The following is a 23049-nucleotide window of genomic DNA, read 5'->3' on the forward strand; positions in this document are numbered from 1 at the left end:
AGAGATGGAGACAAAGAAGATATTTAAATTTTTCATGGCATGGAGTTTAGAAAAAGAAGAAGCTTTTTTACGGAAAATGCATCAAAAAGGTTGGGCGTTACAAAGATATAATTTGTTGTATACGTTTAAGAAAACAGAACCGAAAGATGTAATATATAAAGCGGATTTTAGATTGGTTTATAGGGATTCAAAAGAAAAACAACAGGAGTACTTTGAAATATATGAAATGTCTGGTTGGAAACGTGTCACAAGTTTTACAAGATGGAATTATTTTTGTAAGGAAGTAGAGAAGGGAATTGAGTTACCTGACATATATTCAGAGAAGGACACGAAGGTACAAAAAATGAAGGAATTATTACAATTTTTCGCATTGATTTCAATAACTATATTACCCTCAATGTATAGCGTATTTTTAAGTTCAACAGAATCAAGGGTGCCAATTTGGGCGAAAGTTATGACAGGGTTTGTAGGTTGTATGTATGCTTATTTCTTCATGAGGATTTTTTGGAAAATCAAGAAATTGAAAAGTGAAATATTATAATAAAGATTAGACCCTAGAAGAAGATAATGATGACAATGAACAATGACATATTATCTTCTTTAATTTTTATGTAATTCTATTTTGTTAACTATTTTTTATATAATAAAACATTATATATTTAAGGCATAGAACTAACAGTTACAAAGATAATACCAGTAACAATACCTAAAAAAATCATAAATGAAGAAGTAATTAATAATAACGAACTAGCAATGAATATCACTTTATTAGATTTTTGTTTTTTGTAAAGGAAATAAAGTAAAAGACTACAAACAGTAGAAAGTATCCATATAGCTAAACCGTAAGAAGTCGAGATTTTCTTCCAATCGGAAATCCAAAAGTAAAAGCTTATTATGTGACAAGTTAATAGTAGAAATGTTGATGGAAGCATTATCTTTTTATTTAAAATCATTTGTTTCACCTCCCTTATGTAAATATTACTAAAATGGTGTGGATTTTAACATATAATAAGGAAGAAATACATTTTTAATTAACGTATTAAACGAAAAAATCCCTTATAGAAAAATCTATTTCTACAAGGGATAATCATATTTTTATTAGAAAGACTGATTTTGCGCAGGTTTAATAAATTGTTCAGGGTTTTCAACAAGTCCGCATACAGCACATTGGACACGGTATGTAGGTCCTTGATAAGCCATATGAAAAGCATTCATCGTTTCATTTGTGTATTCTTCTTCCACTTGACCAGTTTGTGGATTTATTTTGACTGGTTTTACTTGTTGCTCAAGAATATTAAAGCGGGTACGGTTCGTTTTACAACTTGGACATAGCATTGGTTCCATATGTATACACCTCCATTTGTATCATTTCTTAAAATCTTTAATTTTATGCAAGCAAAAAACTTTCTCAATATAAATAGGTGTTTAATGTATTTAAAATTCAGAAAAAATAAAATATAATAAAAGTACGAACTGGTTATGTCCAAACCAAATCTCCTGTTTTATGCCAATAAGCTGGGGGGCCGAGAAATCGGCCTCATTTTTTTTGCTCATTACTACAAGGAACAAGGTTTTTGTGAGACTTTTGTCGAAATTTTAGGGATAGATACAAAGGGGGATGTAAAATGAATTTGAAAATGAAGTACATCATTTTATATGTAGAAAAGTTTGAGGAATGTTTAAAGTTCTATAAAGATATTTTACAGTTACCTATAAAAGCAGAGCACGGCACATATATTGAATTTAATACTGGAACTACCATTTTAGCGATGAATACGCGGCAAGATGTGAAAGAATTAACAGGACTACCGCTTACAGAAGGTGAATTACAGTCTTCTCATTTCGAGTTAGGATTCGTTGTTGAGAATGTACAAGAAACGATTGAGCAATTTAGAGAACAAGGAATCAAGATTTTAGTTGAACCGATTGTAAAACCGTGGGGACAAACAATTGCCTACATTGCTGATCCAGATGGAAATTATATTGAAATTTGCAGTTCATTAGAATAGAGGGAGAAAGAGAGATGGGATTTCCAAAACTAGAAACAGAACGTTTACTCTTAAGAGAACTTACACTATTAGATGCAGAAACGATGTTCCAATATTTTTCGAAAGAATCAGTTATACGTTATTTCGGAATGGATTCTTTCGAAAATATTGAGCAAGCGAAAACCACGATTCAAACGTTTAAAAATCGTTATGAAGAGGGCAGTGTATTTCGCTGGGGAATCGAGAAAAAAGGGACGGGCCAATTAATCGGAACGTGCGGATTTCATTTAATTAATAATCATCATAAACGAGCTGAAATTGGTTATGAATTAGATGATACATATTGGGGACAAGGATATGCATCGGAAGCATTACAAGCGATTTTAGCTTACGGATTTGAAATGCTGCAACTAATAAGAATCGCAGCGGTTGTATATGTAGAAAATAAAGGTTCTCAAAAATTGTTAATAAAAGCAGGATTTCAAGAAGAAGGATTACTTCGAAAACATATGATTCAAAATGGTGTCGCTCATGATACCATTCTATACTCGTTATTAAAAGAAGAGTGGAAGAAGTAATGAGTACAAATGAGCTTATAAATGTTATGAAGAAGCATAAAGAAAACCGCTTTATTTTAGGGATAGATGGTTTAAGTCGATCTGGAAAAACAACATTCGTAGCCAATTTAAAAGAAAATATGAAACAAGAAGGCATTCCGTTTCATATTTTCCATATTGATGATCACATAGTGGAGCGTAATAAACGATATCATACTGGATATGAAGAATGGTACGAGTATTATTATTTACAATGGGACATTGAATGGCTAAGGCAGAAATTTTTTCAAAAGCTACAACATGAAACAAAATTGAAATTACCTTTCTTTCATGAAGAAACAGATATATGTGAAATGGAAAAAGTACAGATTCCTATTGTAGGGGTAATTGTTATTGAAGGAGTTTTTCTGCAGCGAAAAGAATGGAGAGATTTCTTTCATTATATGGTCTATTTGGACTGTCCAAGAGAGACAAGGTTTCTACGTGAGAGTGAGGAGACACAGAAAAACCTTTCAAAATTTGAAAATAGGTATTGGAAAGCAGAGGATTATTACTTAGAAACGGAATTGCCGAGGGATAAGGCGGATTTAGTCATTGAATGATTTGAAGAAAACCTCAGCTTTTTGCTTGAAAAGTTGAGGTTATTCTATGTTATAGCAAATTATTTAGTAAGTATTGGGAAGGAGATTAGTATAACAATTTGAATTATATAGTTATAGATAAATCTATAGATGAAAAGATTTCAAAAAAGAGAGTGATCACATGAGTATTTTCATTTTAGAAGATGATGTCATACAAGCGCAGCAAATGAAGCGGTTAGTTGAGGAGGTTTGTGAAAAATATATGTTACCTTTTGACTTTATTGAGGTAACTAGTAAAAGTGACAACATCATTAATAATATTCCAAAGGCGAAGTATATTCCAATCTATTTTTTAGATATAGAGATAAAAAGAGAAGAGCGTAAAGGGTTACAAGTGGCGAAAGAAATACGAAAGTATGATAAGCAAGGGATCATTGTGTTTGTAACGACACATTCTGAATTTGCACCTATTTCATATCAATACATGGTATCGGCTTTAACTTTCATTGATAAAGGGTTGCCATACGAAGAGCGATATAAAGTTTTTGAACAATGTTTACTCCAATATGAAGTGCGTAATAAGCATATCATTCCATCCGATGATTTTATCGTTGAAAACAGTAATGCGACTGTACGAGTTCCATTTCAAGAAGTTGAATATGTTATGACTGATGAACCACATCGTTTAGCATTAGTGACGTTAGATCGAATGGTTTATTTTTACGGCACTTTAAAAGAAATTGAATTAATAGATGAACGTTTATTTCGTTGTCATCAATCATATATCGTGAATACGAAGCGAATGTCTTCTTATGATGCGAAGCAAAAAATGATAGTTTTAAAAAGTGGGAAACGTATTCCAGTATCACGTCGTTTAGTGAGTAAAGTACGTAAGATGTTAAAAGGTGAGATGTAATGTATATTTATGATTTATTTGCAATATTGCTTACTAGTATGAGCCATACGTTTTTATACATTCAATTAATCCGGTACAACAGATTGTCAGTTAGAATGTTAATAGCTTTGAGTACAGTATTCATTATTTTACTTGCTGTTGTCGTAACAGTAACAAGATATCCAGAGTTGAATAGTACCATTGTGTTATTTCTAATAAGTTTAGGATTAATGCAAAATGAATTGAAATTTAAGCATAATTTATATTTTGCACTAGTGAGTATGGTGATTATAACGTTAGTGAAAATGTTGCTTTTCGATTTAGGAATGAAAATCTTTATGTTAACGCCATTCAATTTATATTTATGGACAGGTAGCATTATTCATCTTATTGTATCAATCCTTACTTTTATCGGTATTTTAGTAGCTCGTAAAAGAATTCGAAAAATTGCTCAATATATAGTAGGTAGTCCGCTATACTATGTAACTTATATATTATTAATTATCGGATTCGTTATTGAACTAATTTTAACTAGGCCATCTACTGAGTTTTTAGAACAACTAAATCAACAATACAGTGAAGTAAGTTATATTTCAGCGATTATTGTATTTTTATTATTAATAATCATTGTACTAATAAGCTCACACCTATCGAAAGAAAAATTACGAGAAGAGCATGAAAAACGTTTAGATAAAGAGTTATTAGATTATGTGGAGAAATTAGAGGATATGCATGATGAGCTTGCTAGTTTCCGTCATGATTATATGAATGTATTACTATCGTTAGAAGAGGGAATACGTACAAATAATGTGAAAGAAATTGAGCAAGTGTATTATGATGTTATAGCTCCTACATTAAAAACAATAAATGATTATGAACTTGATATTGCAAAATTATCTCGCATACATATTCCTGAAGTGAGAAGTGTATTAAGAGCGAAAGTTGGCACTGCCCAGCAACAAAACCTAAAAGTAATGCTTGATATACCGGAGAAAATTGAAAGTATTTCGATGACGATCATATCATTTATTCGCATTATCTCGGTTTTAATAGACAATGCAATTGAAGAAGCAGTACATAGTGAGGAAAAGATATTGCAAATTGCATTCTTTGAAATGGATTCAGGACAGTATTTTATTGTACGTAATAGTTCAAAGAGTGAAGGGATTGATTTGCAAAAAATTTATGAGAAAAACCATTCAAGTAAAGAAGGTGCGAGAGGATACGGGTTATTCTCGTTAAAAAGAATCATTAACAAAACAAATAACGCGACATTAGAAACAACTTATATAAGCCCTTATTTCACGCAAACATTCATATTAAAAGAGATAAAAAATGACCATCTATGATGAAAATAAAACCGAATAAGAAATAACTACATACTTCCTTCACTTAATTTTATACACTTCAAGTAAGAGGTGAAGCGAGATGAATGGTCTTATTTTTACAACAATGATTAGCTTTGGTTTACCGCTTGTAGCACTTTTATATGCTTTTTGGAAGAAACGCTATTTTCCATATATGTTAGGTGTATTGGCTTTTGTTGTATCACAAATATTAATTCGCATACCAATACTGAATTATTTAAATGGAACTAGCACAGATTTTCAAATGTTTTCTGTTACGCAGCCTGTACTATTTGTACTTTTGCTTAGTTTATCAGCAGGTATTTTTGAAGAGATAGCTCGTTTTATCGCAATGCGCTATTTTATGAAACAACGAGATTGGCAGTCTGGTTTTTTATTTGGAGCAGGGCATGGTGGTATTGAGGCAGTGTTGATAGTTGGTATCCCGGTAATATCCTTATTATTGTCACAAACAGTCATCCCAAATGGTGATAGTTATTATTTCGGCGGTATTGAGCGCGTCTTTGCGATGGTATTGCATATTGGGCTTTCCTTCATTGTATTGCAAGCTGTCGTCCAAAAGAAATTTCGTTATGTTGTTTTTGCTATACTCATTCATGGAGCTGTAAATACATTAGCAGGTATTATACCGCAATATGTATCAGGAACAAATGGAATCATTGCTGTAGAAGTTTCAATCGCAATTTCTGCTGTACTCGTTTTTAGCCATAGTTTCATATTAAAAAGAAAGGGGGTATATTAAAATGAGAAGAATGTTACTTATTATTATAAGTGCTATCGCGGCGTTCGCGCTCGCAGCATGTACTGGTAATAAAGTAGAAGAAAGTACGTCAAAAAAATTTATTCCGAAGGCGGAAGAAATTGTATCATTATTAAATGAGGAAAAGTATAAAGAAGTGCATGAAAAATTTGATAGTAAAATGAAAGCGGGGTTACCAGAAGAAAAGATGAAAGACCTTACACCTGTAATTGAGAAAGCTGGTACGTTCGAAAAAATAGAGAAAAAATCGATTGAAGAAAAAGATGGTTTATATACTGTTATTCTTGTAGCGAAATATAGTAAAGAACAACGGACATTTATTATAACTTATAATGATAAAGAAGAAATAGCAGGCTTATTTATTAAATAAAAAAACAGATACAGTGGAAGTTTCCACTGTATCTGTTTTTTTGTTGTAACCAAATTATGGTTATTCATGCTAATATAAACTCATAGCTATATAGAAGGGGTGGGGTTAGTATGAAAACTGAAATAGTTCCTAAAAAGAAGTACAGTATAATAAGCTATGTATCTTTACTCATCGGCATTTTGTGTTTTCTATTCGTTTTTATAACGCCAACAAGGATAGCCAATGCAGGTAATATAGTTGGAGATTATATTACAATTGCCCTGACAGGTGTAGGTATCACACTTTCAATAATCACAATGACGAAAAGAACAGAGAAGAAGGGAATTGCTATTCTTTCATTAATACTGTCCTCATCATTTTTTATATTTTGGATCATAGCGATTATCCTATTGTTTACTGGTCAAATTAGTTTTGCGCCGTAATGTGAAATAAAAAGAGTCCTTTTCGTATGATAACGGGTATAGTTACGGGAGTGAAAATATAAAATAACATACAAATTAGGGATGTAAATCACTTATGATTTAGCATCCCTTTTTTTATTGTTATTTCAGTGTTTAAGCGCTTTTATATAGTTAAATAGCGTTCTAAATAATAAGATAAATGGAAAATTTATGTTAAAATAATTATAGAGATTGTGAAAAAATGTTCTTAAACTAGCGTTCAGATTACTTTAAGAAGGTTTTTTCAAAGGAAATGGTAAATATCATATTTTGAAGGGGTGATTGTAGTGGATTAAGTGATTTTTTTAATCTTGGTTAAATACTTTGAAGATAGGGGTTTATAACTATGAATACAAAACTAATAATAGTAGAAGGGTTACCTGGATTTGGAAAATCAACCACTGCAAAGCTAATAAATGAAATTCTAAGCCAAAATAAAATTGAAGTTGAACTATTTTTAGAGGGAAATTTGAACCACCCAGCCGACTATGATGGTGTATCTTGTTTTAATAAATTTGAGTTCAATAGATTATTATCTAACAGTGGAGATTTTAAAGAAGTGCTCCTTAAGAAAGTTCTAAAAAAAGGAAGCAATTATTTATTACCATACAGAAAGATGAAAAATGAGTTTGGTGACCAGTTTTCGGACGAATTATTTAACATTATTTTAAAAAATGATATATACGAATTACCATTCGATAAAAATGTTGAATTAATTGCTGACAAATGGAATGACTTTACTGAAATCGCTCTAGAAGACAATAAGGTTTATATCTTTGAATGTTGTTTCATACAAAATCCATTAACTATTGGGATGATTAAATATGGTGAACAAAAAGAAAAAATAATAAATTATGTAATGAAAGTTGCAAAAATCATAGAAAATTTAAACCCAATGTTATTGTATGTAGAACAAGATAATCTTGAATTTTCATTTAGGAAGGCGTTAAAAGAAAGAACTCCAGAATGGTCCACAGGAATTATCGACTATTACACTAACCAAGGCTATGGGAAAGAACATCACCATTCAGGTGTAGAAGGAGCGATAAAAGTTCTTGAAGCTAGAAGGAATTTAGAATTAGAAATATTCGATATGTTAAAAATGAAAAAAGAAACAATCAATAATACAAAATATGAAATTGACTCATATAGGTCAATGTTAAAAGATAAGTTAGCCATACAAATGGTGAAATAGCTTTTTACACTAACTGGTGCTTTAGTTGAAGAAGGAAATAAAAAACGCTCAGAATATTTTCTGAGCGTTTTAGTTTGTTATTTCTAATGTTTATTAGCATTTTTCTCTTCCTAAACTGAACCCATTACTCGTATGAAGGACTCTTTTTATTCGGTATCTTTAGGTTGATATTCTAAAATATCCCCCGGTTGGCATTCTAATGCTTTACATATTGCTTCTAAAGTTGAAAAACGGACTGCTTTTGCTTTTCCATTTTTCAAGATAGAAAGGTTAGCCATTGTAATTCCAACCTTCTCCGAAAGTTCTGTTACACTCATTTTTCTTTTTGCTAACATTACATCAATATTAATAATAATTGCCATATTATTCACCTCAGACCGTTAAATCATTTTCTGATTTTATATCTATAGCATCTTTTAATAGTCTTTGGAGAACGGCAGCAAAGACCGCGATTACCATTGAAGCAAAAATCATAATCATTCCGATAATAATAATGCCAGGGGCGTCATCTCTCTCTGCCACGAGATAGAAAAGTGGCATACCTAATACATATAATACACTAATTGCCAATGCGCTGTACTTAATATTTTTTAAAGCTTGAACAGATAACTCTGAGAATGCGTTATTTTTATCAATATAGTTTAAAAGCTTAAATGCTTGGTACAGTGCGAAGTAATAAGGTATTGCTGTTGCATATAAATTGATAAATACAAGATATTTAATATATGCAATATCTGGATATAATTCTGCAACGAAAGCTCCTATTTTAGGGACTAAAAAAATGCACATAGCAAGAACGGGGATTCCGATCAGAATCACAACGGTCTTTAAAAAGAGTGTGGATCCTTGTTTCATAAAAAGCACCTCATTTATTTAATATCTTATTAATTTAACACGGAATTTATTGTTTAACAATAAATTTTTATTTCTTTTGATCGAGGATTTATTGTTAAACAAGTAATTAATGAAAAGGATGTTAAATCTTTTTTATAAGATAGATGATACATACCGATATTTAATAAAGGAAAGAAAGGGAAAGTAACTATTGTTAGCTTTATGAGAATTGGGAACTAATAAAACATATGTAGGTTTTGGTATGGAAAAGGAAATAGTGTGTATTTAAATGAATGCAAAGTTTATGGAGGAACAATCATGTTGAATTATGGTGTGAAGATGAAAAAGTTGCTATTAGTGGCAGCTATAATAGTAAGCGTATTAAGTACGGAAAGTATGATGAATTATCATGCAGCCAAAGCTAAGGTGAAAAAAGTAGAACATCAGCCTAAAAATATAATTATGATGGTTATGGACGGAACGAGTTCAACGGCGACAACATTGGCTCGCTGGTATAAAGGGGCACCGCTTACGTTAGATCAAATTGTAACAGGAGGAGTTCGTACGTTTTCGGCGGAATCAGCTATTACAGACTCAGCGCCAGCAGCAACAGCATTAGCAACTGGAAATAAATCAAATTCAGGATATGTAGGTGTATTACCTTCTATTGTAAGTTCGCCTAGCTTAGAGCCAATAAAAGAAGAGGACAAGTTACGGCCGGTCGCAAACGTATTAGAAGGTGCAAAACGTACTGGTCGTGCAACTGGAATTGTTGCTACATCTGAAATTCAGCATGCTACTCCGGCGGGATTCTCGGCTCACCATGTCAATCGCAAGCAATTTGACGTAATTGCGAAGCAGCAAGTATATCAAAATATAGATGTCGTATTAGGCGGGGGAAAAGCGGCGCTGTTACCTATGCAAAGTAATGGAATCCGAAAAGATGGTGAAAATTTAGTAAAGGTGATTCAAAACAAAGGATACGATTTTGTTGAAACGAAAGATGCGTTATTGAACTCCAAATCTAATAAAATTTGGGGCTCTTTCTCACATCATGCTCTTGCGTTTGATACGGATCGTATAGCAACAAACCCAGAACAACCAACACTTTCTCAAATGACAGAAAAAGCAATTCAAACATTATCAAAAGATAAAGATGGCTTCTTTTTATTCATAGAAGGTAGTAAGCCTGATTGGGCAGCCCATGCGAATGATCCAATTGGGATGATTAGTGATATATTGGCATTTGATGAAGCGGTAGCAAAGGCGTTACAATTTGCGAAGAAAGATGGGGATACGATGCTCATCGCTTTAACTGATCATGGTAACAGCGGCATCTCTATAGGGAATAGGAATACGACAAAAGGATACAATACTACACCGGTTTCTGCATACATTGATCCATTGAAAAAGGCGAAAATGACACTTGAAGGAACTATAAATAAACTGAAATCTGATTTATCAAATGTAGAAGATGTAGCTAAACTATACGGTTTGGATAATCTAACTCATGATGAAAAAGAAAAATTAAAAGCGGCAAAAAAGAAAATGGATGTAGGACGAATTCTTACTACATTATTGGCTAATCGTGCAAATATCGGCTTTACGACAGGAGGACATACAGGTGAGGATGTATTCTTACATTCTTATGGACCTCAAAAACCAGAAGGCTTAATCCAAAATACAGACATTGCGAAGACGATGGCGAAAGCGATGGGCTTTAACTTAGAAGAAGTAACGAATAAAATATTTTTAGAGAGTGAACAAGCCTTTAAGAAGATTGGTGCAACTGTAACAGCCAACAAAACCGAAGGAGCAAACCCGTTACTGGTAGTAAAACATAATAAAGTAGAAGCACAATTATTTGGTAACAAAAATATAATTCGTATCAATGGTAAAGGGTATGAATTAAGAAGTATTATTGTAGAGAGTAATGGAAAGTGCTATGTACCAGAAGAAGCAATTCAACTATTTGTAAAGCATTCTCGTTAAAAAATTGCCAACCAGTTAAGCTAACTGGTGGCAATTTTTTGTGTTTATTCTAAATGTAAGTGTTCGAATTGTTTTGTAAAGTTTTCCATATGAGACTGGTATCAATGTTAAAGGGAAAGTATAGTTTTTTCTTACATTAAAAAATTTCGTTTTGTAGAATAAGAAGTTATACATATAGTAAAGTCTAATGGGTTATCAATTAATATTTACGAAAAATATATTAATACTTTAGAATTTCTTTAATGTTCATTATTTTTTATTTAAGGTTATCCGTTATATTTATAATGTGTTTATTTCAATTTATTGTATTGAAGCTCAGTTTTATATAATTATAAAGCAATCATCAAAATAAAATCTCCACTAGAGTAAATTTATTATTTTTTTGCGAAAATTATTATGCAGTTAAGAAAACTGTAATTTATTGAATTAGAAATATATTAGAATTTAGTTGAAGAAAGAGAGAGGGAATAAAATGAATATAGTGCACTTACGTCCTAAACAGCGGTCTAAGTATCGCATTATGCTAGGTAAGTGGTATTACTCTACAAAGAGGCACATTCAGTGGTTAGCAGACGGAAAAACATATGCAAAAAGGTTCCAACAAGAAAAGCTACCTTGTACAGCAATTCAGCACCAAACAATATTACTTCGTAAGCTCAAAGATGTAGATATGTGGTATCAACAGAATAAGGTTGTTAATTTGAAAATTGCTGTTAAAAAACTAAATGGTATCGTCATTAGACCGGGAGAAACATTTTCTTACTGGCGTTTAATAGGTAAGCCAATGAGGAAAAAAGGGTATGTAGAAGGTATGGTATTACACTACGGATCTTTTCAATCAGGTATTGGAGGAGGTCTTTGTCAGCTTTCAAATTTAATATATTGGATGACTCTACATACAACACTGACAGTAACCGAACGATATCGTCATAGCTTTGATGTCTTTCCTGATTCTAGGCGAACTCAACCGTTTGGGAGTGGGGCAACTTGTTCCTATAACTATTTGGATTTACAAATTAAAAATGAAACGGATCAACCGTATCAACTTCACCTTTATATGACAGATGAACATTTAGTTGGTGAATGGAGAACAGTCTATCCGCAACTTTATCAATATGAAGTGTATGAGAAAGAACACTCAATTCAACCTGCATACTGGGGCGGTTATATACGACATAATGTGATTCAACGTAAAGTATATAATCTACAGAAACAGTTAATAGAAGATCAATATGTAACAGAGAATCACGCTATAATGATGTACGAACCACTATTAGCTTGTAATAATGAGATTAGTGAGTAATATGGTAACCCATAGATTAAGTAGTATAGAAAATATTTAATTCTTATTTTTACTAAAAAAGTTCACTGTTATTTATAGGTGAGTTTGTTTTTCTATCTTATGTATTTCACCCTGCATAAAAAATATTTCTCAACATTTTATTTGTTGAAAAAGATTGAATATTCGTATTATAACGAATATTATGTTGTTATCGGCAAAAAACGATAATTTGCAGACACTGGGGAGGAAATACATTGAAAAAGAAAAAGAAATTAAAACCATTAGCGGTATTAACAACAGCAGCAGTACTAAGTAGTACGTTTGCTTTTGGAGGTCACGCAGCGTATGCTGAGACACCAACATCATCTCTACCAATAGATGAGCACTTAATACCGGAGGAGCGTTTGGCTGAAGCGCTAAAACAACGGGGGGTAATTGATCAATCTGCATCGCAAGCTGAGACGTCAAAGGCTGTCGAAAAATATGTTGAGAAAAAGAAAGGGGAAAACCCTGGGAAAGAAATCTTAACAGGAGATAGTCTTACGCAAGAAGCTTCTGATTTTATGAAAAAAGTAAAAGATGCAAAAATGAAGGAAAATGAACAGGCGCAGCAGCCTGAAGTAGGCCCGGTAGCTGGACAAGGTGCAGCATTGAACCCTGGGAAATTAAATGGAAAAGTACCTACTACATCAGCGAAGCAAGAAGAATACAATGGAGCTGTTCGAAAAGATAAAGTACTTGTTTTACTTGTAGAATTTAGCGATTTTAAGCATAACAATATTGATCAAGAGCCAGGATACATGTATTCTAAAGACTTTAATCGTGAACATTATCAAAAAATGTTATTTGGTGATGAACCATTTACTTTATTTGATGGATCGAAGATTAACACATTTAAGCAATATTATGAAGAACAATCTGGTGGTAGCTACACAGTTGATGGGACTGTAACAGAATGGCTTACTGTTCCAGGAAAAGCATCAGATTATGGTGCTGATGCAGGTACTGGGCATGATAACAAGGGGCCTTTAGGACCAAAAGATTTTGTGAAAGAAGCATTAAAAGCAGCGGTAGCAAAAGGAATCAATTTAGCAGACTATGACCAATTTGATCAATACGATCAAGATGGTGATGGAAATAAAAATGAGCCAGATGGCATTATTGATCATTTAATGGTTGTACATGCTGGCGTTGGTCAAGAAGCTGGCGGCGGTAAATTGAAAGATGATGCGATTTGGTCACATCGTTCAAAACTAGGTTCAAAACCATATGCAATTGATGGCACGAAATCTTCTGTTTCGAACTGGGGCGGAAAGATGGCTGCATATGATTATACAATCGAGCCTGAAGACGGGGCAGTTGGTGTGTTTGCACATGAGTATGGCCATGATTTAGGCTTACCAGATGAATATGATACAAAGTACTCAGGACAAGGTGAACCTGTTGAGTCATGGTCTATTATGAGTGGTGGTAGCTGGGCTGGAAAAATTGCAGGAACAGAGCCAACGAGTTTCTCACCACAAAATAAAGAGTTTTTCCAAAAGAATATGAAGGGGAACTGGGCGAATATCCTTGAAGTAGATTATGACAAACTTAGCAAAGGAATCGGTGTTGCGACATATGTAGATCAAAGTACTACAAAATCTAAACGACCTGGAATCGTTCGTGTTAACTTGCCAGACAAAGATATAAAAAATATCGAATCAGCGTTTGGTAAGAAGTTCTATTACAGTACAAAAGGAAATGACATTCATACAACACTTGAGACACCAGTATTTGACTTAACAAATGCAAAGGATGCTAAGTTCGATTATAAGGCATTTTACGAACTTGAAGCGAAGTATGATTTCCTTGACGTATATGCGATTGCAGAAGATGGAACGAAGACACGCATTGATAGAATGGGCGAAAAAGATGTAAAAGGCGGCGCGGATACAACTGATGGTAAGTGGGTTGATAAATCATACGATTTAAGCCAATTCAAAGGAAAAAAAGTAAAACTGCAATTTGAGTACTTAACAGATATTGCAGTAGCTTATAAAGGGTTTGCGTTAGATAATGCAGCATTAACTGTAGATGGAAAAGTTGTTTTCTCTGATGATGCAGAAGGTCAGCCAGCAATGACGTTAAAAGGCTTTACTGTGTCTAACGGATTTGAACAGAAAAAACATAATTACTATGTAGAGTGGAGAAATTACGCTGGTTCTGACACTGCGTTACAACATGCACGTGGCCCAGTATTTAATACAGGAATGGTTGTATGGTATGCGGATCAAAGCTTTACAGATAACTGGGTAGGCGTTCATCCAGGTGAAGGGTTCTTAGGAGTAGTAGATTCTCATCCAGAGGCAATTGTAGGGACATTAAACGGACAACCTACTGTGAAGAGCAGTACGCGTTACCAAATTGCCGATGCGGCATTCTCATTTGATCAAACACCAGCATGGAAAGTAAATTCACCAACTCGCGGTATCTTCGATTATAAAGGATTACCAGGAGTGGCAAAATTTGATGATTCTAAGCAATACATCAACAGTATTATTCCTGATGCAGGACGTAAGTTACCGAAACTAGGACTGAAGTTTGAAGTGGTAGGCCAAGCTGAAGACAAGTCTGCAGGTGCAGTGTGGCTTCATCGATAAAATAAGGTAAAACGAAGAGGAGCTGCGATAAGTCGGTGAAACTGACTTATCGCAGCTTTTTTCTTCTTGTGAAAAAACTTGCTGTTTTTTTTATGTACTTATTGGGAAAATTCGAAGTTTCTTTTATAAATAAAATACTCCGCCTGTCCAATTATAGAAGCTATTTTGGGCGTAAGTAATTTGTAAGTAATGAGTAAGAAAAAAGAGATTTTCATAGTATATAATATTTATTATAGCTACTTTTAACACCTGATACTAATAGTGTGCTATAATATGAATTAGCAACAAAAAGGAAAGGAATTAGAACAATGACCTTAGAAAATACTAAAAATTTAAAAAAACAAGTTGCTCCTTTTGAAAAATCAACGATTAAAAAAAGTGTTTGGCAACTGATCAACACAATCGTGCCATTTATTATTTTATGGTACCTTGCTTATAAAAGTTTGTCAGTTTCTTATTGGTTAACATTAGTTCCAGCACTGTTAGCCGCTGGATTTATGACAAGAATTTTCATTATTTTTCATGATTGCACCCATTATTCGTTCTTTAAAAGTCGACGTGCAAATAGAATAGTTGGAACGTGTATGGGTGTTTTAACATTATTCCCATTTGATCAGTGGGGGCATGAACATTCTATTCACCACGCTACAAGTGGTAATTTGGATAAGAGGGGTACAGGGGATATTTGGACGCTTACAGTTGATGAATATGTAGCTGCACCATTTAGACTTCGTTTAGCATATCGCTTATATCGCAATCCATTCGTTATGTTTGGATTAGGTCCGATTTATGTTTTCTTGCTTAAAAATAGATTTAACCGAAAAGGTGCAAGGCAGAAAGAACGTATGAATACTTATTTGACGAATATTATAATTGTTGCTGTAGTAGCTATACTTTGCTGGGCAATTGGGTGGCAATCGTTTCTGTTAGTACATGGTACTATATTCTTAATAGCAGGTTCAGTAGGGATTTGGCTGTTTTACGTACAGCACACATTTGAGGATTCTTATTTTGAAGAGGATAAAGATTGGGAATATGTGAAAGCGGCAGTGGAAGGAAGTTCTTTTTATAAGCTTCCTAAAATTTTGCAATTCTTAACTGGTAATATTGGATTCCATCATGTTCACCATTTAAGCCCAAGGGTACCTAACTATAAACTAGAAGAGGCACACAATAATACGATTCCGTTAAAAAATGTACCAACGATTACGCTTGCTACAAGCTTACAATCACTACGTTTCCGTCTTTGGGATGAGAAAAGTAACAATTTTGTTAGCTTTAAAGATGTCAAAAATATAATTAAAAATAATGTTTCTGTTCGAGTGAAATCTGAACTATAATTGCATCGTATATAAAACTCCCCTTAATCATTTTCGATTTAAGGGGAGTTTGTGTTTAAAGAGTAGATGCCAGATAAGAGGAAAATTTACATAATTCAAATTGTAATTGAAGCAGATTAGGAATTGCTCGTACGTAAGTACAAATATAAGATGACAGTAAATGCATTATGTTAACAAATTCATAGTAAAAGGGGGGATCGTACAACATTATATCCAAAAATAAGAAAAGACTTGAACGAAAATTCCATTCATTTTTCTTGGTGTTCCGCATTCCATACACTTAAATAGGACGCATATTCTAATTCATCTGGATTCTCATGTAACATAGAAATGAATTCTAATTTGTTTCCATCACAATCTAGAAAGTATACACTTGCAGCAGGCATCCACCTTTGGACAATTGGCTCTTGATTTCCTTTTCCTTGACTTCCTATCACTGCTATTCCACGTTCCTCTAACCACGCTTTAGAAGTCATTAAAAACTCTAAATTTACACCAAAAGCAAAATGTCTCGGCTCAAAGTCTTCAATGTTATGTACTTCCCATAGTCCAAGCATTTGTTGTTTATTTTCTCCGACCCAAAAGAAAGCCACTCTTCTTTTGGAGAGTTTTCTTGCTAACGTTAATCCTAGCTTGTTTTGATAGAAATTTATCGCTTTTTCTAAATTTCTTACATGTAAATGAGTCTCGTATATGTTCTGTATTATTATGATCATTCCTTTCTTTATTGGTAACTACCAATTGAATAGTGAATATAATTCTAAAGTTGAAATATGTATAAGCCTAGTAATGTACATCTATATCCGATATACCTATTTACTATTATATTGAAATTGGAATGTGATAAATCCCACTGAGGTAGTAAGTGTTTAAATGAACACTCTACTACTTTTGTAGGAAAGGGGATATATTCATTAAATTCAGATGAAATCATATTAAAATAATGAAAAAAGACCACACATGAAGTGAAACGCCATGTGTGGTCTTTTATGTATAGTCAAATATTACGAAGTCTCGCTAATTTTAGTTTCACTATGAGTGTTAGTAGAATTTCTTTTCTTAACTTTAAAGTGATAGTAAGTGTAGCAAAAGATGATAAATGGGACAGTGCAATAGATTCCAAGTCGTTGTTCTGGGATAAAAATAAGACTGATTAATATAATGCCATACAATCCAAAACCAAGAATTGGTACGAGTGGATAAAGTGGCGTTTTAAATTTTAAGTCTTCTAATTTTCCGCCGTCTGCTAAATAATGTTTGCGGAAAAAGAATTGAGAAACACAAATTGACATCCAAACAATAATGGTAATGACTCCGGAAATTGAAATGAGCCACAAGTAAACAGTTTCAGCAGCTACTACACTTGTCAAAAGAGAAAAAGCAGAAATAGCTATTGTCATGATTAAAGCGTTGAGAGGAATCCCACGTGATGATAATTTCTTTAAAAATGCTGGAGCCATTTCGTTTTTTGATAAAGACCAAAGCATTCGAGTAGCAGCGTATAGTCCTGAGTTTGCAACAGAAAGAACAGCAGTAAGAATAACAAAGTTCATAATATCAGCTGCATATGGAATACCGATATTATCAAAAACAGCAACGAATGGACTCTTTGTTAATCCAGCTTCTTCCCAAGGAATTAAAGCAACAAGAACAAAGATTGCTAAGACGAAGAAAAACATTGTGCGCCATATAATATTTCTAATAGAACGAGGTAAAGTTTTTGCTGGATCTTCACTTTCACCTGCTGCGATTCCGACAAGCTCTGTACCTTGGAAGGAATAATTGACTGTAACCATTGTTAATAGAATAGCTGCAAGTCCATTCGGAAATAAACCACCATGATTTACGAAATTTGAAAGAAGTGGAGCTGGTTCATCGCCTTTTAAATCAATAAAACCGAACATAGCGGCGCCACCAAGAATTATAAAAGCTATAATGGCAGATACTTTTATACTTGAAAACCAAAATTCTGTTTCTGCATAACTACGAGCAGATAATGCGTTAATAGTGAAGATGGTAACGCCAAATATTAAACACCAAACCCAAACAGGAATATCAGGAAACCAGCGCTGCATTGTAATACCGGCAGTTGTAAATTCAAGACCGGTCGTATTCGCCCAGCTTAACCAATACAACCATCCGATTGTAAAGCCAGTTGCAGGATTGATGAATTTAGTAGCATATTCCTGAAAAGAACCTGAAACAGGCATGGCTACAGCAAGTTCACCAAGACATAGCATAACGAAATACATTAATAATCCACCAGCAATAAAGGCAAGTACGGATCCACCAGGTCCAGCCTGACTTATAATAAAGCCAGATCCGTTAAATAACCCGGTTCCAATCACACCACCGAGTGCAATCATGAATAAGTGTCTACTTTTCATCGTACGTTTTAATTCATTGTTTGTATTGCTTACTTGCGCCATTGTTTTCCTCACTTTCGTAGTTGATAGAAGAATGTTTGATGTTTTTCCGTATTATGGAATGTATTCCGTGATGTGAAATCTTGTTATAATTTTCAGATAATTAAAAGGAAAAGTCAATATTTTTTTGTTTGCGTTTTCAATTCGTTGTTAGTGATATGTTTTTATTGTTAGAAAATTAAATAAATAGATTGATTTCATTTCGAATGTTTGCTAAATTGATAGTTAATTAAGCGTACTAACATATTACGAGTAAAGTTGAGGCGAGTTATGGTACAGTCCATTGATCGAGCGATAAGTATTATTAAATTATTGAATTCTACAAATGAAAAAGAGTATTGGGCTATTTCTGATATAGCTGATGGAACACATCTCCCGGTTAGTACAGTACACAGATTACTTAACTCTCTAATGGAGCATGGGTTAGTTACACAAATTACAGAGACAAAACAGTACAAAATTGGACCAATGTGGATGGAAATAGGGTTGCGTCAATTGGAGAAGGTAGACTATAGATCTGTTGCAAGAGAAGTGATGAAACGTTTGGCTTCTGAAGTGGAAGAAAGTGTCTATTTGAATATTCCAAACGGAACACATTCTATTATCATTGAAAGAATTGATAGTCCTTTAAAAATTCGAGTTATCGATAATCTAGGAGAACAAATTCCACTTTCAATTGGTGCTGCAAATAAAACGATGCTTGCCAATATGAAAACGAATGAAATGGAACATATTGTAGAGTATTTACTTCCTTCATTACCAGAACAAAAGCAAATTCTTCTTAATCAAATAAAGCAAATAAAAAATGAAGGATATGCTGTCAGTTATGGTGAAAAAACAGAAGGGACAGCTTCAGTAGCTGCACCTATTATCGGATTTAATCATAAAGTAGTAGGAGCATTAAGTGTTGGGTTAATTAGTCATCGTATTAATGATGATCGACTATCTTTCCTTATTAGCAAGGTAAAACAAGCGGCTCATGAAATATCAATAAAAATCGGCAGTACATCAGAACTATAATTTTGATAGCTGTCGTCATTTTTTATTCATATAATGGAATTAGTTTTCATAATGCGGAAAATAGGGGGATTTATATGTCAAAGTGGCAATCAAAAGAACAATTGGTTCAATTATTAAGCAGTCTTGTTGAAATTCCTAGTATTACCGGTTCCGAAGCTGAAGTAATATTGCCGGACTTTGTTGTGGAACAATTATCTGACTTACAGTATTTCAAACAAAAACCGCACCATTTGCAAAAAAATCCGACAGGGGACGGACGATATTTTGTTACAGCACTAGTAAAGAAAAGCGATAGTACAAAAAATACTGTAATTCTAGTAAGTCACTTTGATGTTGTAGATGTACAAGATTACGGAATGTGGAAAGAAGATGCATTTAATCCTAAAAAGTTAACATCTATGTTTTATTCTCATAAAGATGAACTTCCAGACCATGTACGTGAAGATATAGAACATGGAGAATGGCTGTTTGGTAGAGGAACAATGGATATGAAATGCGGCCTCGCATTACAAATGGCAATGATTGAGCAAGCTTGCGAAGAAAGATTTGATGGGAATGTTCTTTTATTGGCTGTACCAGATGAAGAAGTAAATTCTGTAGGGATGAGGGCCGCTGTTCCGAGACTGTTAGATTTAGCAAGAGAGCATAACTTAGATTATAAAACGGTCTTAAACTCAGAGCCTATGTTTTCAAGACATCCTGGTGACCAAAATAAGTATATTTACACTGGCTCTATTGGTAAAGTGTTACCTGGTTTTCTTTGCTACGGAAAAGAGACACATGTAGGTGAACCTTTTGCAGGGGTAAATGGGAGTTATATGGCTTCATTAATAACAGCAGAATTAGAGTTAAACACAGACCTTTGTGATATTGTAGAAGGGGAAGCGAGTCCTCCGCCAACTAACTTACTTCAAAGGGACTTAAAAGAGGATTATTCTGTACAAATTCCGCATCGTGCAGTTACATTATTTAATTTGTTTTTATTAGAAAAATCAATGACAGATGTAGTTTCATTGTTACGTCAAAAAGTAACGAAAGTAGCAGAGAAAATAGAAGAGTCGTATGAAAAACATGCATATCGTTTTTCTAAATATAATCCATTTATACCACCTAATCTCAAAGTAAATGTATTAACTTATGAAGAGCTTATCACATATGCAATTGAGCAACATGGACGAGAAAAAATAAATCATATTCAATCTAATATTATAAAAAATAGAGGAGATAAAGATGATCGTGCGGTAACCATTGATTTAGTAGATAAATTAGCGATTTTATGTAAAGAAAAGGCACCGATGATTGTACTTTTCTTCGCTCCGCCGTACTATCCAGCTGTGAGTTCACGCAACAATCCTTTAATAAAAGAGGTAGTTGTAGAAATGGAAAAGTATGCACACTACAATCATAAAATTACATTTGAAAACCAAAATTATTTTGGAGGGATTTCAGATTTAAGTTATGTAGGCTTGCAGTATCCACTGGATTCAATGAGTTCGCTTGTAGACAATATGCCATTATGGGATAAAGGTTATTCAATTCCGCTTCAGGAATTAGAAGAGTTTGATGTTCCAGTATTAAATATGGGGCCGGTAGGAAAAGATGCACATCAATGGACAGAACGTCTAGATGTAAACTACGCATTTGAAACGCTATTAGATATGTTACCGAAATGCATTGAAAAATTATTAGTTTCTAATAAAATTACACAATCATAGTAGGGAATAGGTAAGGGATAAAACAGAACCTGTAAAGAAGATTCGAATGAAATTATTTTAATATAATTAAAACTGAAACGGCCAAACTCAAGTATATATGAGTTTGGCCGTTTATCATGTAGTGAATTTCTAATTAAATTCATATGAATTCATAGCTAACGCGATCTCTTTTACAGTTTTACTTTTTAGTTTGACCAGATAGTTCAACAGACTTTTGCGTACAACGCTGCATAGCTGAAATAATCGCTGTTCTCAGTCCTTTTTCCTCTAATGTTGCTACAGCTTCTATTGTCGTTCCGCCAGGAGAACAAACCATATCTTTCAATTCACCTGGATGTATTCCTGTTTCTAGTACCATTTTTGCAGAGCCTAACACAGCTTGAGCAGCGAATTTATATGCTTGATTTCTTGGCATACCATCTAGTACAGCAGCATCTGCCATCGCTTCTATAATCATATATACATAAGCTGGTGAAGAACCACTTACGGATGTGACAACATCCATTAATTTTTCACTTACGATCTCTGTTTGACCAAAACTATTGAAAATGTTTAGTACATCTTCTAAATCTTTTTCTGTCACCATTTCATTCGGGCATAATGCAGACATTCCTTCTCCAACAAGAGCAGGAGTATTAGGCATTACCCTTACAACCTTTACTTTTTTATTAAAGGCATTTTCAGTACTTTCAATACTTTTCCCAGCAGCGATCGTAACGATGATAGCATCGTTTTTGATTACTTCTTTTATTTCATTAATTATTGACGCGTATAGGTCTGGTTTGATTGATAAAATTAAAATATCAGCATTTTTAGCTACTTCATTGTTGTCGGTAGTTGTAGTTAGCCCATATTTTTCACTAGCATTTTTTAAATTAGCAGTGTTTAAATCTGAACAAATAATTTGATTTGAAGACACTATATTTTTGTTTATCATTCCGCCAATCATAGCCATTCCCATATTTCCGCAACCGATGAATCCAATTTGTTTATCCATAATAACTCAATTTTGCTCCTTTTATAATCAATTATATCGGTTTGATATTATTTTCTTAGAATAAGAATAACATCCCTGTGCAATATAAAGAAACATTCTAAGAGAATATATTCCTTTTTGCAACACTAAAAGATAAAAATTAATTATATTCGACATTATGTAAATATATACACTATAATGTAAGGTTTTATGTTTATGAATATGAGTTAAACTTATATCATTTTGTATTTTCATTCAGTAGGGAGATAATTTCATACAAATAACTTGCGGCTCTATTTATTTTTAAAAATACCTCTTGACACCGAATCGAACTATATCGCATAATATAAAAAAATTAGATTGAAAATCGTTGAAGGGAACTAGTACATATGTCTTCTTGCGAAAGAGAGTGGAATTCACCGGCTGAAAGATTCCTCGTATAGAATATATCGAACCTATCCCTGAGTCTTAAATGAAAGTTTAGGCGTTCGCCTGCGTTATAGGCACCAAGTGGATATCTATGTATATCAATTAAGGTGGTACCGCGGAACAATGACCGTTTCGTCCTTTTTATTTTATTAAGGGCGAAGCGGTCATTTTTATTTTGCTCTTAAATACTTCATTGCAGCATTGATGAGAATAGATATAGTTACAAAGTGAATGAAGTGT

General features: G+C 33.4%; 23 protein-coding genes and 1 other annotated feature. Of the genes, 16 read left to right on the forward strand and 7 right to left on the reverse strand.

Annotation, left to right across the window (positions count from 1 at the left end):
* Window positions 1-4 precede the first annotated feature (4 nt).
* Window positions 5-541, forward strand: coding sequence for a DUF2812 domain-containing protein (locus tag GBN91_RS16885; RefSeq protein ID WP_088363835.1), 537 nt, complete (start codon window positions 5-7; stop codon window positions 539-541).
* A gap of 118 nt (window positions 542-659) precedes the next feature.
* On the opposite strand, the gene GBN91_RS16890 is transcribed toward GBN91_RS16885, so the two are convergent.
* Together GBN91_RS16890 and GBN91_RS16895 are read right to left on the reverse strand one after the other, a co-directional pair.
* The gene (locus tag GBN91_RS16890; protein WP_063220879.1) at window positions 660-953 is read right to left on the reverse strand and encodes a hypothetical protein; all 294 of its coding nucleotides are present in this window, start codon (window positions 951-953) and stop codon (window positions 660-662) included.
* Window positions 954-1098: 145 nt separating this feature from the next.
* A complete protein-coding gene (locus GBN91_RS16895) occupies window positions 1099-1344 on the reverse strand; it encodes a hypothetical protein (protein ID WP_000433602.1) in 246 nt (81 codons plus the stop codon).
* A gap of 281 nt (window positions 1345-1625) precedes the next feature.
* Between GBN91_RS16895 and GBN91_RS16900 the strand changes: the two genes are divergently transcribed.
* From GBN91_RS16900 to GBN91_RS16940, 9 genes are all read left to right on the forward strand, one after another.
* A complete protein-coding gene (locus GBN91_RS16900; RefSeq protein ID WP_001049849.1) occupies window positions 1626-2009 on the forward strand; it encodes a glyoxalase/bleomycin resistance/dioxygenase family protein in 384 nt (127 codons plus the stop codon).
* Between the two features lie 14 nt (window positions 2010-2023).
* Complete coding sequence (locus GBN91_RS16905) at window positions 2024-2566, forward strand: GNAT family N-acetyltransferase (RefSeq protein ID WP_152121830.1); 543 nt, start codon at window positions 2024-2026, stop codon at window positions 2564-2566.
* Window positions 2566-3147, forward strand: coding sequence for a kinase (locus GBN91_RS16910; RefSeq protein WP_152121832.1), 582 nt, complete (start codon window positions 2566-2568; stop codon window positions 3145-3147). The genes GBN91_RS16905 and GBN91_RS16910 overlap by 1 nt, the downstream gene beginning before the upstream one ends.
* A gap of 160 nt (window positions 3148-3307) precedes the next feature.
* Window positions 3308-4042 (forward strand): LytR/AlgR family response regulator transcription factor, encoded by a 735-nt coding sequence (locus GBN91_RS16915; RefSeq protein ID WP_152121834.1) that lies wholly within the window; start codon window positions 3308-3310, stop codon window positions 4040-4042.
* A complete protein-coding gene (locus GBN91_RS16920; RefSeq protein WP_149215658.1) occupies window positions 4042-5370 on the forward strand; it encodes a GHKL domain-containing protein in 1329 nt (442 codons plus the stop codon). The genes GBN91_RS16915 and GBN91_RS16920 overlap by 1 nt, the downstream gene beginning before the upstream one ends.
* Window positions 5371-5449: 79 nt before the next feature.
* Window positions 5450-6130, forward strand: coding sequence for a YhfC family glutamic-type intramembrane protease (locus tag GBN91_RS16925; protein ID WP_152121836.1), 681 nt, complete (start codon window positions 5450-5452; stop codon window positions 6128-6130).
* 1 nt (window position 6131) lies between these two features.
* Window positions 6132-6518 (forward strand): DUF3887 domain-containing protein, encoded by a 387-nt coding sequence (locus GBN91_RS16930; RefSeq protein ID WP_152121838.1) that lies wholly within the window; start codon window positions 6132-6134, stop codon window positions 6516-6518.
* Window positions 6519-6628: 110 nt separating this feature from the next.
* Window positions 6629-6940, forward strand: coding sequence for a hypothetical protein (locus tag GBN91_RS16935; RefSeq protein ID WP_000845561.1), 312 nt, complete (start codon window positions 6629-6631; stop codon window positions 6938-6940).
* Window positions 6941-7304: 364 nt separating this feature from the next.
* Window positions 7305-8153 carry a P-loop NTPase family protein gene (locus GBN91_RS16940; protein ID WP_001093199.1) on the forward strand — a complete coding sequence of 283 codons (849 nt, stop codon included), beginning with the start codon at window positions 7305-7307 and terminating at the stop codon, window positions 8151-8153.
* A gap of 146 nt (window positions 8154-8299) precedes the next feature.
* Here GBN91_RS16940 and GBN91_RS16945 read toward each other — a convergent pair whose 3' ends face one another.
* Both GBN91_RS16945 and GBN91_RS16950 read right to left on the reverse strand, forming a co-directional pair.
* Window positions 8300-8515, reverse strand: coding sequence for a helix-turn-helix domain-containing protein (locus tag GBN91_RS16945; protein ID WP_000974623.1), 216 nt, complete (start codon window positions 8513-8515; stop codon window positions 8300-8302).
* A 10-nt stretch (window positions 8516-8525) separates the two neighbouring features.
* Window positions 8526-9008, reverse strand: a complete 483-nt coding sequence (locus tag GBN91_RS16950; RefSeq protein WP_049108109.1) for a DUF2975 domain-containing protein — start codon at window positions 9006-9008, stop codon at window positions 8526-8528.
* Between the two features lie 297 nt (window positions 9009-9305).
* Here GBN91_RS16950 and GBN91_RS16955 point away from each other — a divergent pair, with 297 nt between their 5' ends.
* The 4 genes from GBN91_RS16955 to desA all read left to right on the forward strand — a co-directional run bounded on the left by GBN91_RS16955 (window position 9306) and on the right by desA (window position 16243).
* Window positions 9306-10979 (forward strand): alkaline phosphatase, encoded by a 1674-nt coding sequence (locus tag GBN91_RS16955; protein WP_000935918.1) that lies wholly within the window; start codon window positions 9306-9308, stop codon window positions 10977-10979.
* A 472-nt stretch (window positions 10980-11451) separates the two neighbouring features.
* The gene (locus GBN91_RS16960) at window positions 11452-12282 is read left to right on the forward strand and encodes a VanW family protein (RefSeq protein ID WP_152121840.1); all 831 of its coding nucleotides are present in this window, start codon (window positions 11452-11454) and stop codon (window positions 12280-12282) included.
* A 233-nt stretch (window positions 12283-12515) separates the two neighbouring features.
* A complete protein-coding gene (locus GBN91_RS16965) occupies window positions 12516-14903 on the forward strand; it encodes an immune inhibitor A domain-containing protein (protein WP_000727446.1) in 2388 nt (795 codons plus the stop codon).
* Between the two features lie 308 nt (window positions 14904-15211).
* The gene (gene desA / locus GBN91_RS16970) at window positions 15212-16243 is read left to right on the forward strand and encodes a Delta(5) desaturase DesA (RefSeq protein WP_061113204.1); all 1032 of its coding nucleotides are present in this window, start codon (window positions 15212-15214) and stop codon (window positions 16241-16243) included.
* A 248-nt stretch (window positions 16244-16491) separates the two neighbouring features.
* On the opposite strand, the gene GBN91_RS16975 is transcribed toward desA, so the two are convergent.
* Together GBN91_RS16975 and GBN91_RS16980 are read right to left on the reverse strand one after the other, a co-directional pair.
* A complete protein-coding gene (locus GBN91_RS16975; RefSeq protein WP_025687456.1) occupies window positions 16492-16950 on the reverse strand; it encodes a VOC family protein in 459 nt (152 codons plus the stop codon).
* A 297-nt stretch (window positions 16951-17247) separates the two neighbouring features.
* Window positions 17248-18672: an amino acid permease gene (locus GBN91_RS16980; protein WP_000079991.1), complete on the reverse strand. Its 1425-nt coding sequence runs from the start codon at window positions 18670-18672 to the stop codon at window positions 17248-17250.
* Window positions 18673-18939: 267 nt separating this feature from the next.
* Here GBN91_RS16980 and GBN91_RS16990 point away from each other — a divergent pair, with 267 nt between their 5' ends.
* Both GBN91_RS16990 and GBN91_RS16995 read left to right on the forward strand, forming a co-directional pair.
* Entirely contained in the window at window positions 18940-19689 is a 750-nt protein-coding gene (locus tag GBN91_RS16990) for an IclR family transcriptional regulator (protein ID WP_000250758.1), read from the forward strand.
* A 74-nt stretch (window positions 19690-19763) separates the two neighbouring features.
* Window positions 19764-21404: a M20/M25/M40 family metallo-hydrolase gene (locus GBN91_RS16995; RefSeq protein WP_152121842.1), complete on the forward strand. Its 1641-nt coding sequence runs from the start codon at window positions 19764-19766 to the stop codon at window positions 21402-21404.
* Between the two features lie 178 nt (window positions 21405-21582).
* On the opposite strand, the gene proC is transcribed toward GBN91_RS16995, so the two are convergent.
* Window positions 21583-22401 carry a pyrroline-5-carboxylate reductase gene (gene proC / locus GBN91_RS17000; protein ID WP_000360725.1) on the reverse strand — a complete coding sequence of 273 codons (819 nt, stop codon included), beginning with the start codon at window positions 22399-22401 and terminating at the stop codon, window positions 21583-21585.
* A 340-nt stretch (window positions 22402-22741) separates the two neighbouring features.
* Window positions 22742-22952: a binding site (T-box leader), on the forward strand.
* Window positions 22953-23049: the final 97 nt, after the last annotated feature.

It is taken from the genome of Bacillus sp. B1-WWTP-T-0.5-Post-4 (assembly GCF_009183795.1).
GTDB classification, from domain to species: domain Bacteria; phylum Bacillota; class Bacilli; order Bacillales; family Bacillaceae_G; genus Bacillus_A; species Bacillus_A cereus.

Bases quoted from the DNA above. Each gene is read 5' to 3' on its own strand.
- GBN91_RS16900 (WP_001049849.1), top strand. From the start codon at position 1,626: ATGAATTTGAAAATGAAGTACATCATTTTATATGTAGAAAAGTTTGAG.
- GBN91_RS16885 (WP_088363835.1), top strand. From the start codon at position 5: ATGGAGACAAAGAAGATATTTAAATTTTTCATGGCATGGAGTTTAGAA.
- GBN91_RS16945 (WP_000974623.1), bottom strand. From the start codon at position 8,515: ATGGCAATTATTATTAATATTGATGTAATGTTAGCAAAAAGAAAAATG.
- GBN91_RS16960 (WP_152121840.1), top strand. From the start codon at position 11,452: ATGAATATAGTGCACTTACGTCCTAAACAGCGGTCTAAGTATCGCATT.
- GBN91_RS16995 (WP_152121842.1), top strand. From the start codon at position 19,764: ATGTCAAAGTGGCAATCAAAAGAACAATTGGTTCAATTATTAAGCAGT.
- GBN91_RS16935 (WP_000845561.1), top strand. From the start codon at position 6,629: ATGAAAACTGAAATAGTTCCTAAAAAGAAGTACAGTATAATAAGCTAT.
- desA (WP_061113204.1), top strand. From the start codon at position 15,212: ATGACCTTAGAAAATACTAAAAATTTAAAAAAACAAGTTGCTCCTTTT.
- GBN91_RS16990 (WP_000250758.1), top strand. From the start codon at position 18,940: ATGGTACAGTCCATTGATCGAGCGATAAGTATTATTAAATTATTGAAT.
- GBN91_RS16905 (WP_152121830.1), top strand. From the start codon at position 2,024: ATGGGATTTCCAAAACTAGAAACAGAACGTTTACTCTTAAGAGAACTT.
- GBN91_RS16950 (WP_049108109.1), bottom strand. From the start codon at position 9,008: ATGAAACAAGGATCCACACTCTTTTTAAAGACCGTTGTGATTCTGATC.
- GBN91_RS16980 (WP_000079991.1), bottom strand. From the start codon at position 18,672: ATGGCGCAAGTAAGCAATACAAACAATGAATTAAAACGTACGATGAAA.
- GBN91_RS16890 (WP_063220879.1), bottom strand. From the start codon at position 953: ATGATTTTAAATAAAAAGATAATGCTTCCATCAACATTTCTACTATTA.
- proC (WP_000360725.1), bottom strand. From the start codon at position 22,401: ATGGATAAACAAATTGGATTCATCGGTTGCGGAAATATGGGAATGGCT.
- GBN91_RS16895 (WP_000433602.1), bottom strand. From the start codon at position 1,344: ATGGAACCAATGCTATGTCCAAGTTGTAAAACGAACCGTACCCGCTTT.
- GBN91_RS16910 (WP_152121832.1), top strand. From the start codon at position 2,566: ATGAGTACAAATGAGCTTATAAATGTTATGAAGAAGCATAAAGAAAAC.
- GBN91_RS16925 (WP_152121836.1), top strand. From the start codon at position 5,450: ATGAATGGTCTTATTTTTACAACAATGATTAGCTTTGGTTTACCGCTT.
- GBN91_RS16930 (WP_152121838.1), top strand. From the start codon at position 6,132: ATGAGAAGAATGTTACTTATTATTATAAGTGCTATCGCGGCGTTCGCG.
- GBN91_RS16940 (WP_001093199.1), top strand. From the start codon at position 7,305: ATGAATACAAAACTAATAATAGTAGAAGGGTTACCTGGATTTGGAAAA.
- GBN91_RS16920 (WP_149215658.1), top strand. From the start codon at position 4,042: ATGTATATTTATGATTTATTTGCAATATTGCTTACTAGTATGAGCCAT.
- GBN91_RS16955 (WP_000935918.1), top strand. From the start codon at position 9,306: ATGTTGAATTATGGTGTGAAGATGAAAAAGTTGCTATTAGTGGCAGCT.
- GBN91_RS16915 (WP_152121834.1), top strand. From the start codon at position 3,308: ATGAGTATTTTCATTTTAGAAGATGATGTCATACAAGCGCAGCAAATG.